Origin of the sequence: Marseilla massiliensis (assembly GCF_023336985.1) — a bacterium.
Classification (GTDB): Bacteria; Bacteroidota; Bacteroidia; order Bacteroidales; family Bacteroidaceae; genus Prevotella; species Prevotella intestinigallinarum.
Genome location: NZ_JAMBLP010000032.1, coordinates 1 through 17,477, shown reverse-complemented (window position 1 = coordinate 17,477; position 17,477 = coordinate 1). Strand labels below are relative to the sequence as shown.

The window sequence follows — 17,477 nt, the reverse complement described above, 5'->3', positions numbered from 1 at the left end:
CCCCGCTGTCAGTCTTCGCCAAACACGTCGGCCTCATACACATACAGCTCGGCGTCGCGCCAGCCGTCCCAGCCCAGTCCGGCCTTGTCGCGCGAGCAGTGGCCCAGAAACTCCTCGCGCGTCCAGCCCGTGTCGGTGGCCACCTGTGGCAGGAACGTGCCCGAGCGGCCGCCCTTCACTATGAGTATGCCATGCCTGCCGAGCTCCACCTCGGCCTCGGAGGCCACGCGGCGCAGGGGCGACAGCACCGACACCTCGATGCTTATGCCCGGCAGCTCGGCGGCGCCGACAGGACTGAAGCGCGGGTCGTCGAAGGCCGCGGCGCGCGCCATTTCGCCCACCGTCTGCCACAACGGCCTGCGCCCCACCAGGTTTCCTATGCAGCCACGCAGCCTGCCGCCGGCGCTAAGCGTCACAAAGGCACCGCAACGGGCCTTGAGCGCTGGCGTCAGCAGGGCCTCGTCGACGGGCCGGATGCGCCGTCCGGCCAGGCTGTCGGCTATGCTCTGCCTCGCAATGGCAAGCAAAGCAGACTTCTCGGCCCGGGTGAGCGCAAAGCGGCCGTGGGCCGACGGCCCGCCGGCCGAGGCCCCGCGGCCGACGGCCCCGCGGCCGACGGCGGCAAAGGCGTGGTAGCCCACCACGCGGGCGGTGTCGCCGTAAGGCGAGTCGCCCGAGTTGCTGTAACCCAGGTGCTCGATGCACAGGTCGGGCCTGCCCTCCATGAGCATGAGCAGCACCGCTATGGGCGACTGGCCGCAGGCGCTGGTGTAAAGGTTGCGCACGCCGCGGCGCGCATTGCCGGCCAAGGCCTCGACAAAGGCGCCTGCCGATGCCGTGAGCACCGCGTCGGCCGTCTGCCTGTCGGCCTCAACGGCGTCGGCATAAGCCGGATAGTGAGAGAAGTCGCTGCTCACGACAAACAGGTTGGCAGCCGTGAAATACGGGCGCAACGCATCGGCCACACGGCGCAGCCTGCCCATGTCGGCCGTGCCCACGATGAGCGGCACCACCGGCGGCATGCTGTCGAGCCTTACCTGCAGGAACGGCAGTTCGACCTCGAGGCAGTGTTCGCCCTGGTGGGCTTCGGGCAGGAAGTCAAACAGACTGTCGGCCCCGGCCAGGCTGCGGCAGACGGCCGTGTCGACAGCCACCCGGCCCAGCGGCGTGGCATAGGCGCCATAGCCGAGCTCAACCGAAACGCCGTCGAAAGCGGCCCGGTGGCTCGGCCCGAGCAGGAAGATGCGCTCGTAGCGCGTGGCGGGCGATATGCGCGCAAAGGCCAGACCGGCCGTCCGGCCGGAAAATACGTAACCGGCATGGGGCGCTATGACGGCCTGCACATCGCCGCGGGCGCTGCAGCCCGCCATGCCGATGAACCCTTCAACCTCGGCCCGCAACGTATCGGCCGCGGCAGGATAAAACTGCCCGGCCACGGCTGCGGGCCTGCACCTTGCCTCGCCTTGAGGCTCGGTGCAACCAATGTTTACAGCCATGATGAACAACAGTATTAACAGTTTCACTATTTTTTGCATGACAACAAGTGTTTGCCGGGCGCCCCTCGGCCACGCCCGGGCCCGCCTGCACTGCCACTGCCAAGGGGGCCGACGGCCGTGGCGGCCGATGGGGCGCGGCACGGCGGGGGCGCAGGCGGGGCTCAGGCCGGCTTCACCGGCCCACTGACAAAGATACAGAATATTAGGATACGATGTATCGCCCAGCCCGTTTTTTTGTTTCAAAAAGCCTCAGCCCGCCCACGTCCGCGGCGCCTGATGCCGCCTATGGACGTGGTTTCGGCAAATTGCAATGACAAGAAAATGTAAGAAAATGCCTACGACGGCCGACCGGTGGGGATCATTGGCCAAAGCCACTGAGTCACAGCCACTTGCGCCCTGTGCCGACATGGCTTTGCAAAACGGCCGCCATGACCGTGCAAAACGGGCCGTACGGCAATGCAAGACGGGCCGTACGGCAGGGCCAAACAGGCTCGACGGCGGGGCCGCCCTGCCAGTGTAAACAAAAGATACCGCCGGCATTGCGGCGGGCTCGGGGCTCGACGGCCGCAAAAGCCTGCCCATGGCTATAGCCCGGAGGCATATTGGTGATGGCGAACAAGAGCGGTGGGAATGTAAGTTTCTCTTATGGAGAGATGGTATTTTCGCTGCAAAGATACAATTAATCCAATAAACTCACAAATATTTCGACGTCTTTTTTTCGCTTAAAGACTATTTTACTAAACAGTAGTTGAGCAAAACGAAGCCAAACATTAGTACTATACAAGTCAACCGCCCGGGCATGAAAACACAACCGGATGATGGACGCCACATGGATGAAAGCCACCGGCCACACAGCCCTAATACCCTTTCAGACAACACACAAAAGCCTCAGCAAACAGACTGAAGCAGCCCAACGGCAAACCATAGCGCAACTCTGCCACGGCCTAACACTCAACCCGGGACCAAAACAGCGACAATCTCTCCATAAGAGACGGACATTTTTCAAGCACATGGAACAGCGAGAATAAATATAGTTTCTTATTTAATAATTAATCGTATGAAAAGAAAGTTTATTAGTGCACTGCTTTTCGGAGCCCTCGTCACGGCCTCGACAAGTACGTTCGTTTCTTGTAAAGACTACGATGACGACATCACCGAGCTCCGTGGTCAGATTACAACAAACGCAACAGACCTGTCTTCGCTGGTCGACGAGAAGCTCGGCAATGCCGAAAATGAGATTGCCGCATTGAAAGAACAGGCGTCAAGCCTTGACGAGGCCTACAAGAAGGCCGACCAGGCTCTGAACGACGCCATCATGAACGCGACCAACGACGCACAGGGCTACGCCGAGATTCAGGCACAGCAAGCACAGACCGCTGCCATCGATGCTGCCCGCCAGCTCGTGGAAGAGGCATCGGCCAAACTGCAGGAGGCCTTGGACAAGGCCAACAGCATCATCGACGAGCAGGGCAAGACTGTGGAGGCTCTGCTCAAGGCCGACGAGGAACTGCAGAACGGAATAGACGCTGCGACATCGCGCGCGAACGACGCTTACACGCTGGCTGAGCAGGCAAGCAAGAGCGCCGCCGAGGCTTCGCAAGCCGCAAAAGACGCTGCCGACAAGGCTGCAGAGGTGGCCGACGACCTGCAGACCATCAACGAGACGCTGAGCAGTCAGCTCAACGTCATCGAAGGCTCGCTCAAAGAGGTGAAAGAGACGGCCGAAGACGCTGCGTCGAGGATAACGGCCCAGGAGAATGCATTGGATGCCCTTGAAAAGAGCAACAGCGAAGCGCTCGAGGCACTCGGCGCCGAAGACGACGCGCTCAGGCAGCTTATCGAAGCCAACCAGAAGGAGATAGACGACCTGAGGAAAGAGCTCGAACCGCTGAAGACCGCTGCCGACGAAGCCCTGGCAAGCGCCAAGGAATACACAGACAAGAAGGTGGAAGAGGCACTTGGCGGCATAAGCTCTGTAGACACGGCCATAGAGGATCTGAAGAAGGAGTATGCTGCAGCCGACGAACTGATAAAGGATGATGTAAGCAGCCTTAAGACAACGGTCGAAGGCATCGAGGATGACCTCAAGGTGGTCAACGTCAAGCTGGCCAACATCAACAGCCTGCTCAACTTCAACGTCAACAATCTCATCACGGGAATAATCTATCAGGATGCCACCGAATACAACGTGTTTGCAAAGGTGGGCACGGCCGGGGCAGTGTTCGCCAAGGACGACGCCGAGAAGAAGACGGCCATATTCCCCTACGAAGGCTATAGCGGATATGCAAAGCTGACGGTGGGCCACTACAACATACAGGAATATGCCGGCGAGATATACGCCACGGTAAACCCGACCGACATCGATGCGTCGACAGCCGTAATCAACCTTGAGAACAGCCTGGGCGACCGCAACACCATATACAGCCTCGGCGTGGCCAAGCCGGCAGAGGGACACCTCATCGAAACGCGCGCCACGACGTCGAAGAACGGACTGTGGAAACTGCCCGTGAACAGTATCACGTCGTCTACCGACGACCCGACGAAGCGCGTGGAAGCCAAGGCCCTCTATGCACTGACCACCAATTATGAGCAGGACACGCTCGACGCAGAGGGCAATATTGTGAAGATACAGAAGAAGATATACTCTCACTATGCCATCAACAAGGTGCCGCAGGCCGCCACGGCAGCCTCAAGCATCGACATGGACGTGATTGGCCATGGAGACAACCTTGACAACAACCCGGCCCACGGCATCGACATCCAGTTCTCGGCACTTAACGGCGAGCTGAGGCTGAGCACCAACGGGAAGCGCGTTTACAAGAAGTTCGTAGAGTGCGTAAGCGTGGTCAACAGCGAGGGCAAGCCCCTGGCCGACGGCGTGAAGACGTTCAACGAAGCCAACAGTCAGCTGTACACCATACTCGCCGCCAACGACTATGGCAAGGAAGACACCATAAACGTGACCTGCCCGGAGAGCTACAAGAACTACACCGTGACGCTGCGCTACTACATCTGGAACTACAACGGATCGGTGAGCGCCATCGACAAGAAGCTGGTATTCAACCAGACGCTGTGGGGACAGGACAACACCTCGCTGACAATGGCCCCGACGGGCTCGACAACACAGGCCGTATACTCTGACGACTTCGGCAAGTTCGCATTCGTCAACGGCGAGAAGAGCTCCAACGGAACAACCTGGAGCCAGGAGGCTTACTATGTGGAGGCTACCGTGGGCAACGACGACGCCGACATAAAAGGTGCCGTAATCAACCTCAACAGCGCCGACAAGGGCACCAATTACGAGGCTGTCACGGTAGGGGCCGCAAGGAGAGCGCTCAACACTTCGACACTCGACAAGATCAAGCAGCTGCAACTGTCGTACGACCCGAGCACGCTCGAGCTCGACCATGAGTACAACATCACACTGACGTTCTTCGACCGCAACGGCTTCAAGGTGAACATTGTGAACATCAGCTTCACCATGACCGTACCGACAGGTAAGCCAAGCCCATGGCACATCGAGGCTGCATTCGACACCGAGGACAAGCTCACCATCGCATGGGCCACACCCGACAAGAACGACGCAACCAACACAACGGGATGGTACGACCTCAGCGGCTCGTTCTACCAGATTGACAACGGATTCCCCACTGCAGGCGACCCGTACTCATTCAAGCTAAACGACAGCGAGTCGTATGCACCGGGCGAGGCCAACCACAAGTTCTTGCCAACGCAGATGCCGGCTGCATCCAACTACGTGATGTATGTGCCCAACGCCGCCATCAACCAAAAGGCTAACGAGGAGCACACCTACACGATGACAGGCGGAATAATGTTCTACGGACTGCCAAACCTCATCAGCTACAACGGTGAAGGCGGATTCGCCGACGAATTCCAGATTAAGTTCCTCTCGCCGATACGATATGCCATCCTCGGAACGAAGGACTACATACCCGGCAAGACCTACGAAGGAATGCAGAACGACGAAATCAGCGTTGACTACCGCCAGAGTGTGACGATAAACAACTCTTACTTCGACGCCCTCGACCCGAAGGAGGCAACGGCAACGCGCGTAAACTTCTTCGAGAACAGAGACGCCCGCATCGCCAACACAAGCATCGAGTTCGCCAAGGCTGACGACAGCAACAACGCGTTGTTCAAGGAAATAAGGAGCAATGGCGACGGTACTTACACCCTGGTGACCGACGACAAGGTTTCGATGGTGAAGGACACGGATGTCGACTTCAAGCTCACTGTCACCGACGTATGGGGTGCCGTGACCGAATATACATTCACCGTGACTGTCAAGGCCAACATGTAACAATGCGGCCTTTGGCTCACTGACATCACAAAAGGAGGGGATGGGTTGCTCGGACGAAGCCCCATCCTCTCTTTTAAATAACACTCTTGACTTATGAGAAATGCATTCATGATCGTGGCCTTGACGGCCATGGTGCTTGCCGGATGCTCACAGAAGCGCAGCAACGACGCGGCCCGCAGGAAGGCCGCAACCATAAAAGACCCTACGGTATACGCCAGGATTGAGTCTACCGGCAACGACAGCATAAGCGTGGCCCTGCTGGCAGACAGCAGCCTGATTACGGTTGGCGTGGCCAACGCCGCCGAGCACAAGGCCATCGCCGGCGAACTGACACGGGGCGACACGCTCGCCATGGTGCTCGACGACGGCGGACGGAGCATGGTGGCAGGGGTCAACGTGTCGCAACTCGTCGGGCTGTGGCTCTGCGACGACGGCAGCGGCAACGGACTACGGCTGGCGCCCGACGGCGCCGCAAGCTCGGTGGGAACCGGGAAGCTGACTCTCAGGACGTGGCGGATAGCCAACGGAAGGCTGGTGCTTACCTACATCATGCCCGACGGAACCGACTACACCGAAAAACCGGCACGCACCCGAATAGTGCTTCTCGCCTCCGACAGCCTCAGGATAGAGGTGAACGACACGGTGATGGGCTACACCCGCTCATCGGGATTGCTCACCATATAACAGAAAGCCAACGGAGCCGTAGACCTACATGCACCGGCCGGCAAGGGAAATGATAATGACTTTTCATACCACTCAAAGAAATCTAACGCGTAATCACATTAATATATTGTATGTAATCCGATTGTACCAGGGTAACAACACAAAACATATAGAGTACATTTAAGAGGAGATGGCACCACCGCCGGCGGGCGGAGCATGGTGCCATTTTTTGCGTCCTGGAGCGCCCCGGCACCTTTCCGCCACGCTACCGCAAGCAGCGCAAACCGCGACAGGGGCGTTTGCAAAGTTTTGCACGACGGATTTGCGTGTGCAAATTTTATTGATTAACTTTGCAATCAATAAGTACAATCAGGAACAAACAAAAACACTTGCCCATGCAATACATCATTTATCCACCGGAAAAGCTCAACGCCACGATAACACTGCCGGCATCGAAGAGCATCAGCAACAGGGCACTCATCATACACGCACTGGCCGGAGGCGGGCCAATGCCCGAAAACCTGTCGGACTGCGACGACACCGAGGTCATAGTAAAGGCACTGAACGACATGCCTGAAGTGATTGACATAAAGGCGGCAGGCACGGCAATGAGGTTCATGACGGCCTTCCTTGCCGTGACACCGGGCGTACACACCATAACGGGAACGGAGCGGATGCTCCACAGGCCCATAGGGGTGCTCGTGGATGCACTGCGCTACATAGGCGCCGAAATAGAGTATGCGGGCGAAGAAGGCTACCCCCCGCTGCGAATAACGGGCAAGCGGCTCGACGGAGGCCCGCTGGTAATAGCCGGCAACGTGAGCTCGCAATACATCTCGGCGCTGCTCATGATCGGGCCCGTGCTGCGCGGAGGGCTCGAGCTGAGGCTCACCGGCGAGATAATATCACGCCCGTACATCGACCTGACGCTGTGGCTGATGAATGCCTACGGTGCAGAGGCCGAGTGGAACGACATAGATACGATAACCGTAAAGCCCAAGCCCTACACCGGGCGGAGGTGGCTGATAGAGAACGATTGGAGCGCCGCCTCATACTGGTATGAGATGATGGCGCTGAGCAACAACCGCGACGACGAGCTGGCACTGGCCGGGCTGGCCGACGGGAGCATGCAGGGCGACTCGTCGGCGCGCTACATATTCAGCCTGCTGGGGGTGAAGACAACGTTCGACTGCACCGAGCAGGGACTGCCAACGACCATCCGGCTGAGGCACACCAGGCACAGGCTGCCACGGCTGGAGTACGACTTCGTCAACTCGCCCGACATGGCCCAGACCTTCGTGGCGTGCTGCGCGGCCATGGACATCAAGTTCCGCTTCACCGGACTACAGACGCTCAAGATTAAGGAAACGGACAGGATAGAGGCCCTGAAGACCGAGATGCGCAAGCTGGGCTACGTGCTTCACGACGTCGAAGGACGCGAGCTGACGTGGAAGGGCGAGAGATGCGAGGCACAAACACATCCCGCCATCGACACATACGACGACCACCGCATGGCAATGGCATTCGCGCCGCTGGCCATGCGCCACCCGGGGCTTCGGATAAACAACCCCGAGGTGGTGTCAAAGTCGTACCCTCACTTCTGGGACGACCTGCGCCGCGCCGGATATACCGTCGAGGAGGCCGGGCAGGAAGCATGATACTGGAATACTCGTTTGTACAGAACGCTCTGCTGGGCAGCCTGCTCGCCAGCATAGCCTGCGGCCTTGTGGGCACCTATATCGTAGCCCGCAGGCTCGTTCTCATAAGCGGCGGCATCACACATGCATCGTTTGGCGGCATCGGGCTGGGCGTTTACTTCGGCGTCAACCCCATTCTGGCAGCCATGGCCTTTGCCGTGGCGAGCGCGTGCGGCGTGCAATGGATGTCTGCACGGGGGCGGATACGCGAAGACTCGGCCATCGCCGTGTTCTGGACGTTCGGCATGAGCCTTGGCATAATATTCAGTTTCATGACTCCGGGCTTCGTGGCCGACCTCTCGTCCTACCTCTTCGGCAGCATACTGGCCATCGGGCCGGGCGACCTTTGGGTGCTCGGCATTGTCGCGGCGGCCGTCGTGGCCACGTTCGCCCTGCTCATGCGCACCATTGTCTGCACCGCGTTCGACCCCGTGTTCGCCCGTTCGCTGCGGCTGCCCGTGCCGGCCATTGAGTACATCATGATGGCACTGACAGCCATGACCATAGTGGCCACGCTCAGGCTTGTGGGCATCGTGCTCGCCATAAGCCTGCTGACAATGCCCCAACTCACCGCCGGCATATTCACCTACAGCTTTCCGCGCATGGCCACACTGAGCATTCTGTTCGGCATGGCATACTGCGCTGGCGGCCTGGCCGTCTCGTATTGGCTCAACGTACCGTCGGGAGCATCAATAATATTCGTGTCAATCATCATTTATGCAGCCCTGAAGACAATAAAAACGGCAGCGGCAAAGTTTATGTAATATAGTGAGAACATCTGCCAACCGACATATCGCCATAGTGCTTTCCGCCATCGCTATAATGATGGCGGCAGGGTGTTCCACGAAGAAAAACACAGCCAACACGCGATGGTGGCACTCGTTCACCGCCCGCTACAACACCTACTACAACGGCAGCCAGGCCTATATCGAGGGCTCGCTAGAGAAAGAAAACGGCAACAAAGACAACTTCACGGAAATCATTCCGCTATATACCGTGGGCAACAAAGCCAGCCGAGAGCTGGGCAAAGGCAACTTCGACAGAGCCATAGAAAAGTCGGAGAAAGCCATAAAACAGCACAGCATAAAGCGCAGGCCCACATGGAACAAAAGCCGGCGCAAGACTGCCAAGGACATAGAATGGCTCAACCGAAAGGAATACAACCCCTTCCTGTGGAAGGCATGGCTGCTAATGGGCAAGTCGCAATTCCAGAAAGGAGAGTTCGACGAAGCCGCCGCCACGTTCTCATACATGTCGCGCCTGTACGCCACACAGCCGCAGATAAACGGCATAGCAAGGGCGTGGCTCGCCAAATGCTACACCGAGCTCGACTGGCTTTACGACGCCGAAGACGTGATAACGAAGATGAAGCGCGACACCATGCACTACAAGGCCGTGAAAGAGTGGGACTACACCTATGCCGACTACTACATACGGAGCAAGCAATACGACGAGGCCGTGAAATACCTTGCCAAGGTCATCAAGCACGAACGGCGCAAGAAGCAGAAAGCCCGCGAGTGGTTTCTGATGGGACAGCTGCAGACGCGGCTCGGCAACAGGCAGGCGGCATACAAGGCTTACGGCAAGGTGGTGAGGCAGAACCCGCCTTACGAAGTGGAGTTCAACGCCCGCATAGCCCAGACCGAGGTCATGGCAGGGGGCCGTTCGAAGCAAATGATAAAGCGGCTGCGCCGAATGGCCAAGTCGGACAAGAACAAAGACTACCTCGACCAGGTGTACTACGCCATCGGCAACATCTACCTGGCCGGGCGAGACACGCTGAACGCCATCTCGGCGTATGAGCGAGGCAACAAGGAATCGACCCGCAGCGGCATCGAAAAGGGCGTGCTGCTGCTGAAACTCGGCGACCTATACTGGGCCAGGGAGAAGTACAACGACGCCCAGAGGTGCTACGGCGAGGCCATCGGGCTGCTCGACAAGGACAGGCCCGACTACGCGCTGCTGTCTAAACGGTCGGAGGTGCTCGACGAACTGGTGCCGTTCACCGACGCCGTCTACCTGCAAGACTCGCTCCAAGTGCTCGCAAAGCTGCCCGAGGCCGAGCGCAACAAGGCCATAGACAGGGTGATAGAAGAGCTCAAGAAGAAGGAAGAGGAGGAGAAGCGGGCCGCACAGGAGGCCGCCGCCGAGCAGCAACTGCAACAACAGGGCGCCGTGGGCAACCAGCTGGCCGGCAACAGGCTGACGTCGACACAGCAACAGAAGGGAGGCACCTGGTACTTCTACAACCCCATGACCGTCAACCAAGGCAAGGCCGCATTCCAGAAACAGTGGGGCAAGCGTGAGAATGTCGACAACTGGCAACGTATAAACCAGACGGTGGTGAACCTTGCGGCCGGCGAGCAACCAGCCGACTCGCTGGCGGCAAACGCCGAAGGCGGAATGGCCGCCACCGACGGGGCACCAACCGACAGCACCGCCGCCGATGGCGCTCCGGCCGACTCTGCCGCCAACGACCCGCACACACGGGAATACTACCTGGCGCAAATACCGTTTACAGAAGAGCAGAAAGCCGAGAGCGACAACATAATAAAGGACGGCCTTTTCAACTCGGGCGTCATCTTCAAAGACAAGCTCGACAACCTGAAGCTGAGCGAGAAAGTGCTCACCAGGCTCACTTCGCAATACCAAGACTACGAGAAAAACGACGAGGCTTGGTACCACCTGTTCCTGCTTTACTCTCGCCTTGGCAACAAGGCCATGGCCGACAACTGCCTTGCAAGGCTGAAGGCCGACTTTCCGAACAGCAATTGGACAACGCTGCTGAGCGACCCCTACTTTGCCGAAAACGCCAAGTTCGGCGTACACATAGAAGACTCTATATACGCAGCCACGTATGAAGCCTTCAAGGCCGACCGCTTCGGCGAGGTCAAGGCCAACGCGAAGATCTCGGCAGAGCGGTTCCCCCTGGGTGCCAACCGACCCAAGTTCATATTCATAGAAGGCCTTGGCATGCTCAACGAGGGCGATGCCGATGCGTGCGTGGCCAACATGAAGAAGGTGGTGGAGGAATACCCGAAGAGCGAAGTGGCCGAGATGGCCGGCATGATAATAAAGGGCGTTCAGGCCGGAAGGGCGCTCCACGGCGGCAAGTTTGACATAGGCGATATATGGTCGCGCCGAGGCGTGACCCTGGCAGAGACCGACTCGACGGCCAACGACACGCTAAGCACGGAGCGATTCACCGGCTTCGTGTTCCTGCTGGCATACCAGCCCGACTCTGTCGACGCCAACCAGCTGCTCTACGACATGGCCAAATACAACTTCTCAAACTTCCTCGTGCGCAACTTCGACATTGCCGTCGACCAGGACAACGGCATCTGCAGGCTGATGATAAGCGGTTTCCTGAGCTACGACGAGGCCCTGCAGTATGCCCGCCACCTGTATGCCGACCCGGCCATGGCCGCCAAGGTGAAAGGCTGCAGGAGAATCATCATCAGCCAGGAAAACCTCAAGCTGCTCGGCACGAAGTACAGCTACAACGAGTATGAGAAGTTCTTTGAAGACGCGCTCGCGCCCATCAGCATAAGCAAGGAGCAACTTCTAAACATGCCCGAGAGCGTTGAGCAAGAGAAAGAGCCCGAAAGCGACAGCGCCGAAGGGCAGCAACAAGAAGACATCATTAACAACAACGAACCGCAATACGACGGCGGCTTCGACTTTGGAGACGACTTTTACCAATGAGCAACGGACTGTTACTTTGGGCCGACGACGAGATAGAGCTGCTCAAGGCCCACATCCTATTCCTCGAGAAGAAAGGATACGAGGTGGTGACGGTGACCAACGGCACCGACGCCATCGACCAATGCCGCACGCAAAACTTCGACCTCGTGCTGCTCGACGAGATGATGCCCGGCCTCAGCGGGCTCGAAACGCTGCAGAAAATCAAGGAAATCATGCCCGCCGTGCCGGTGGTCATGGTCACCAAGAGCGAAGAGGAGAACATCATGGACCAGGCCATCGGCTCGAAGATAGCCGACTACCTGATAAAGCCGGTCAACCCCAACCAGATTCTGCTGACGCTGAAGAAGAACATACACCGCAAGGAAATAGTGGCCGAAGTGACGCAAAGCGGATACCAGCAAGACTTCAGCCAGATATCGATGCAGATTGGCATGTGCCGGAGCCACACCGACTGGACGGAGCTGTACAAGCGGCTCGTGAGGTGGGAACTGGAGCTTAGCGGCACCGACAGCAACATGACCGAGATGCTGCAGATGCAGAAAGAAGAGGCCAACAACGCCTTCGCCAAGTTCATCAAGGGCAACTATGCCGGATGGATAGCATCGCTCACGCCCGGGGCCACGGCCGAAGGGCGCCCCACGCTGAGCCCCGAGGTGTTCAAGCGCAAGGTGTTCCCACTGCTCGACAAGGGCGAGAAGGTGTTCATGGTGGTCATCGACAACTTCCGCTACGACCAGTGGCGCATCATAGCCAGGGAGCTGGGCGACCTCTTCGACATCGACGAAGACCTATACTTCAGCATACTGCCCACGGCCACGCAGTACGCCCGCAACGCCATCTTCAGCGGACTCATGCCCAACAAGATTGCGAAAATGTTTCCCGAACTGTGGGTCGACGAAGACGAGGAGGAAGGCAAGAACCTCAACGAGGGCCCGCTCATAAAGACGCAACTGGAGCGGTACCGCCGCCACCACACGTTCTCGTATACGAAAATCAACGACTCGGCCGGTGCCGAGAAGTTTATGCAGAAGTTCAACCAGCTGGGGCACAACGCGCTGAACGTGGTTGTGTTCAACTTCATCGACATGCTGAGCCACGCCCGCACCGAGTCGAAGATGGTGCGCGAACTGGCCAGCAACGAGTCGGCCTACCGCAGCATAACGCTCAGCTGGTTCCGCCACTCGGTCATATCCGACCTGTTCAAGCAACTGGCACAGACCGATTGCCGGGTCGTGGTCACCACCGACCACGGCTCGATACGCGTAAGCAAGCCGGTCAAGATTGTGGGCGACCGCAACACCAACACCAACCTGAGATACAAGCTCGGCAAAAACCTGGGCTACTCCGACAAAGACCTGTTCACCATTAAGGAGCCCGCCAAGGTGCAACTGCCCGCGCCCAACCTGAGCACGAGCTACGTCTTTGCCACCGGCAACTCCTTTTTTGCATACCCGAACAACTACAACTATTACGTCTCTTACTACAAAGACACCTTCCAGCACGGTGGTATTTCGATGGAAGAGATGATCATACCGATAATAACAATGAATGGAAAAAAAAGATAAGATGGAAATAAGAATAGACAGACTTGAGGACATACGCAATGCCGCAAGGCAGTTTGTTGACAACATGGGCAACGGCAACGTGTTTGCCTTTTACGGAAAGATGGGGGCGGGAAAGACCACTTTCATCAAGGCCGTGTGCGAGGAACTGGGAGTGGACGACGTGATTACCTCGCCCACATTTGCCATAGTAAACGAATACAGGGCCGAACCTTCGGGCGAGCTAATATACCATTTCGACTTCTATCGGATAAAGAAGATTGAAGAGGTTTACGACATGGGCTACGAAGACTATTTCTACAGCGGGGCGCTGTGCTTCATAGAGTGGCCCGAGCTGATAGAGGAGCTGCTGCCGGGCGACGCCACCTGCGTGAGGATTGAAGAGAAGGAAGACGGCAGCCGCACGGTAACGTTCTGACCGAAGGCGTGGCGCAGCCGCGCCAACTCCAGGCAAAGGCAACCCTACAGAGTGCATCCAGCATGCACCGTGGGGTTGCCTTTCTGTTTCACCAATGCGAAAAAAGCACACGGAAGGCCTTCGGCGGCCATGGCGGCACAAGCCCAACGCTACCACATGGCGGCTCCACCGCGCGCAAATCCGGCTATCCGGCCAAGCAGGTCGGCCTCGTTGCGGCCCATAGCGCTGCAGAAGTCGTCAAAGCTGCCGGCATCTTGCGCTATGGCCATGCCCAGTTTGCATAGCCTGCCGGCGGTGTCCTTTATGGCGTAAACGTCTTCCGACAGCGTGCCGGGGTGCGGATAGAGCAGCATGCCGCGGGTCGAGCCGAAACGGTACATATACGTTATGGTCTTGTAATATATGGCTGTTGCCTGCGTCGAATCCTCGCCGTAAGCCCTCTTGCCGGCCAGCGGAACATACTTGGCGTCGGCCACCACGCACGGTTGGGTGCGGCTCATGAAGTCGGGATAGATGGGTTGGAACCCGTCGAACAGGTACTGCCTGTGGCGCCCGGTGCGGTTTTCGGGGTGGATGAAGCCTCCGGCTAGCACCGTGGCCAGATATTCCTCCCACAGCCACGCGCCGTCGAACAGCAACCCGCCCACCCTGTCGTCACTGCTGCCATAGGCCATGCGGTCGCCGGCCAGTATGCGCAGGCACAGGCGCTGCAGCGTGCGGTAACCGGTGAAAAAGGGGTGTGAGAGCGGCTTGAGGTTGGCCTCCACCACCCGCCGCAGCCCACGCGGGCTGTATGTGGGCCGGGTGATGTGGCACACCGTGTCTATAATGCTCCTCGTCTGGCTGTCGGCCGCAAGCAAGGCCCGCGCCAACGGCTTAGCCTTCAGGTGCTCGATGGTGTGCCTTACAAGCTGCATGAGGCTGTTGTCGGCGCTGTATTCGCGCATGGTGTAGGCCACGCTGCCCCTGAACGGCATGTTGGTGCGCAGGTGGCGCGCCATGTCTATGCGCCCCTTGACGCCCGCGTCGTTGCACTGCCGGCCCACGTACGCCCTGTAGACGCCCTGGGCCCAGGCCCGCCTGAGGCAGCATGGAAACAGGCAGTCAAGATAGTCAATCATGCCTAAGCCGCCTGCCGACTGGTCGAAATCGAGCATGTTGGCATCAAACACCCTGCCCAGCATGTAGTGAAGGAAATAGTCGGAGGCATCGTCGCGGGCAAAGCGCGACCTTATGTTCAGCCTCGTGGCATTGCGCCCCACGAAGCCCATCACATTGGCCGTGGCAAGGCGGCCGCCGCCAATGGTGAACACGGGCGTTCCGCCAATGCCGTCGCGACTGTCGGAAAGGTCGTCGGGAAAGACGAGCAGGCCCGGGTTGCGCTCGCAAAGCTCGGCCAACGGCACGTTGCCAATGGCCTCGAGGTCGGCCAGGCACCCGGCCGGCACCTCCATACTGCCGCCGTTGTTGTCGGTGGTATACAGCCTCTCCATTGCCCTCTCAGCCCTTTCCGCCATCCATGAACGCCGTGCACAAGGCCTCGAGCTTGGCGTCGGCCGCAGGCAGTCCGCGCAGATACTCCCTGAGCAGCGGCTCTATCCTGAAGCGCCACACGCCCCTGATGTCGGTGTCGGGGCGCCCGTCGGTGCCCAGAAAGTAGGCCCCGCCCACATGGTAGGCACTGCCCAGGCCTTCGGTTTCGGAGATGGCATCGTTAAGCCGCCCCATCCTTTCGGCCACGTCGGCCGGCAACCGCATGTTGACGGCGCTTTCCCCGGCAGTCACCTCCACCCACGCAAAGCGCCGGCGCATGGCAAAGTCGAAGCTCTCGACGCTTCGGTCTATGTCGTTCATGGTGCCAATGATGTAAACGTTGGCCGGAACATAGAACAGTTCGCTGCCCTCGTGCATGTTGGCATACTGCGTGGCCACGGCGCCGCGCGGGCCCCGGTAGCCGGGGTCGATGGAAAAGAAGAGCTCTCCGAACACCTTCGACACCTCGCCGCGGTTTATCTCGTCTATCACAAACACATATTTCCTGTCGGCCATGTCGGCCTTGTATTCCGGCACACCATAGTTGTCTTTCAGGTGCTGCAGTATGTTGCTCACGTATGCCATGTTGTAAATGCCGTCCTTGCGGCCTCCGTAGAGCCGCTTTATCGAGTCGATGTTGGCCGGGAAGTCGCGCCCCTCGGCAGCCTCGCTCTTGTCGGAGCGCACCCTGAACGTGACCCCGCCGCGGTAAGCCACCGAGAATTCGTAGCCACTCTTGTTCTTCACCTTGACGGGCGTTTCGCTGCAGTCGTCCTTGAATCGCTCTATGGCCTCATCAAGGCGGGCCATGCTTCCCTTCTCCATGGCCTTGCGGCAAAACTGCTTGAACACTCCGTCGCGCAGCTCGAAGCCCACGTTTCCGTTGTCGTCAGACTGCACGGGGCGCAGCCCTTCCACAAAGTCGGTGTAGTCGTATGAGGGATGAAACTGCACAAAGCCAAACTGGCCGCTGGCCGCGAGCTGCTCGTCGGTGTCCACTCCCACCAGCTTCATTGCCATGCGGCGCGCAAGATATGTCTTGCCCGTGCCCGGGGGGCCGGTGAGCACCATGTTTTTCACCCTCTCGAGCATCTGTGCCTTCTCTTCGATATAATTGTCCATAAGGTATTGTTTGTTGTCTTTGTCCCGCAGATATTCAAGCAATTGCCACGGGTAAGTCACTATGTCCATCGGGTCGGCTGGCTGCAGTGCATCGCAAAACAGGCGCGTGATGTTGTAGCTGTTGGCAAACCAGTCGCCCTTCCTGTACTCGGGCAGCCTGTCGCTGACGTGGCGGCCCAACAGCATGTACAGCTCCTCGAGCTGATGCTCGGCCACGATAGAGCACAAGAGCCTTGGCTGCAGGCCGGCCACAAGGCGGTTGGTGGCCGCCCGCAGGTCTTGCGCTGTATGCGCGCGCACCACTTTCTTCAACTGCCTGTATGCCTCCCACTGCGGCTCGTCCTGGTGTTCGGCTATAGCCTTGAGCAGCGGCGCCACCTCGTGCCATGCGTTTTTGAGCCGTGCCCGGTCGTCGCGGGTGAAGTATTTCTGGGCGACGCTGGCCACACACTGGCCTTGGGAGCGCTCAAAATACTCGTAGAACACGCCCTTGTCCCAATCTTCCCACCGCTTGCCGGCCTGTGCCTCGGCAACAAACCGCGGCACGAAGCTCACGTAAGAGTCGTGCCATTGGCGGTTTACATCAATACGGCCGCACAACTGCCTCAACGATTCCTTTTCCATACACCGCATTCTATGATAATTCAAAAAGCCGCGCCCTCGGCATTGTCAGAGCCACCGGCCCTGGCCTCCGGGGCTGTCCGAATCGGACGAGCCGGCCGCTGCAAAGCAACCGGCAAGCGCCGTTGCTGCCAGCCATACGCCTTTCTGTCTGATGACACTGTTTGTCTTGGCCATATACTGCCAAGTTGTCTGCCCCCGGCATCCGGGCTGCAAGCCCCGGCTGGGCGCGACCTGAGCCGCCGGCACCGATGGCCTTTGAAAATGAAAATGCACTGCAAACGAGTGCAATGTGAGCTTGCTCACTGATTGCCGAGTGCAGCTTGTATTATGCAAAGA

The 17,477-nt window shown here is 58.6% G+C and carries 11 protein-coding genes; 7 read left to right on the top strand and 4 right to left on the bottom strand.

Features of this window, described 5'->3' with window-relative positions:
• Nucleotides 1-8: 8 nt before the first annotated feature.
• Nucleotides 9-1,523, bottom strand: coding sequence for an AmmeMemoRadiSam system protein B (gene amrB / locus M3089_RS14405; protein ID WP_249084852.1), 1,515 nt, complete (start codon nt 1,521-1,523; stop codon nt 9-11).
• Nucleotides 1,524-2,553: 1,030 nt separating this feature from the next.
• Between amrB and M3089_RS14400 the strand changes: the two genes are divergently transcribed.
• The 7 genes from M3089_RS14400 to tsaE all read left to right on the top strand — a co-directional run bounded on the left by M3089_RS14400 (nt 2,554) and on the right by tsaE (nt 13,862).
• Nucleotides 2,554-5,817 (top strand): coiled-coil domain-containing protein, encoded by a 3,264-nt coding sequence (locus M3089_RS14400; protein WP_249084850.1) that lies wholly within the window; start codon nt 2,554-2,556, stop codon nt 5,815-5,817.
• A gap of 93 nt (nt 5,818-5,910) precedes the next feature.
• Complete coding sequence (locus tag M3089_RS14395) at nt 5,911-6,501, top strand: lipocalin family protein (RefSeq protein WP_249084849.1); 591 nt, start codon at nt 5,911-5,913, stop codon at nt 6,499-6,501.
• A gap of 374 nt (nt 6,502-6,875) precedes the next feature.
• Nucleotides 6,876-8,138, top strand: coding sequence for a 3-phosphoshikimate 1-carboxyvinyltransferase (locus M3089_RS14390; RefSeq protein ID WP_249084846.1), 1,263 nt, complete (start codon nt 6,876-6,878; stop codon nt 8,136-8,138).
• Nucleotides 8,135-8,941, top strand: coding sequence for a metal ABC transporter permease (locus M3089_RS14385; protein WP_249084844.1), 807 nt, complete (start codon nt 8,135-8,137; stop codon nt 8,939-8,941). Before M3089_RS14390 ends, M3089_RS14385 begins: the two co-directional genes overlap by 4 nt.
• A 4-nt stretch (nt 8,942-8,945) precedes the next feature.
• Nucleotides 8,946-11,882: a type IX secretion system periplasmic lipoprotein PorW/SprE gene (gene porW, locus M3089_RS14380; protein WP_449566842.1), complete on the top strand. Its 2,937-nt coding sequence runs from the start codon at nt 8,946-8,948 to the stop codon at nt 11,880-11,882.
• On the top strand, nt 11,879-13,447 hold the full coding sequence (gene porX, locus M3089_RS14375) for a T9SS response regulator signal transducer PorX (RefSeq protein ID WP_249084842.1): 1,569 nt from the start codon (nt 11,879-11,881) through the stop codon (nt 13,445-13,447). Before porW ends, porX begins: the two co-directional genes overlap by 4 nt.
• A 1-nt stretch (nt 13,448) precedes the next feature.
• Complete coding sequence (gene tsaE / locus M3089_RS14370) at nt 13,449-13,862, top strand: tRNA (adenosine(37)-N6)-threonylcarbamoyltransferase complex ATPase subunit type 1 TsaE (RefSeq protein WP_205108005.1); 414 nt, start codon at nt 13,449-13,451, stop codon at nt 13,860-13,862.
• A gap of 149 nt (nt 13,863-14,011) precedes the next feature.
• Here the strand turns inward: tsaE and M3089_RS14365 are convergent, their stop codons facing one another.
• Genes M3089_RS14365 through M3089_RS15815 form a run of 3 tightly spaced genes read right to left on the bottom strand, consistent with a single transcriptional unit; the run spans nt 14,012 to nt 17,315 of the window.
• Nucleotides 14,012-15,355: an McrC family protein gene (locus M3089_RS14365; RefSeq protein ID WP_249084840.1), complete on the bottom strand. Its 1,344-nt coding sequence runs from the start codon at nt 15,353-15,355 to the stop codon at nt 14,012-14,014.
• Nucleotides 15,356-15,362: 7 nt separating this feature from the next.
• Complete coding sequence (locus M3089_RS14360) at nt 15,363-17,141, bottom strand: McrB family protein (protein WP_249084839.1); 1,779 nt, start codon at nt 17,139-17,141, stop codon at nt 15,363-15,365.
• 45 nt (nt 17,142-17,186) lie between these two features.
• On the bottom strand, nt 17,187-17,315 hold the full coding sequence (locus tag M3089_RS15815) for a hypothetical protein (RefSeq protein WP_262922184.1): 129 nt from the start codon (nt 17,313-17,315) through the stop codon (nt 17,187-17,189).
• Nucleotides 17,316-17,477 lie beyond the last annotated feature (162 nt).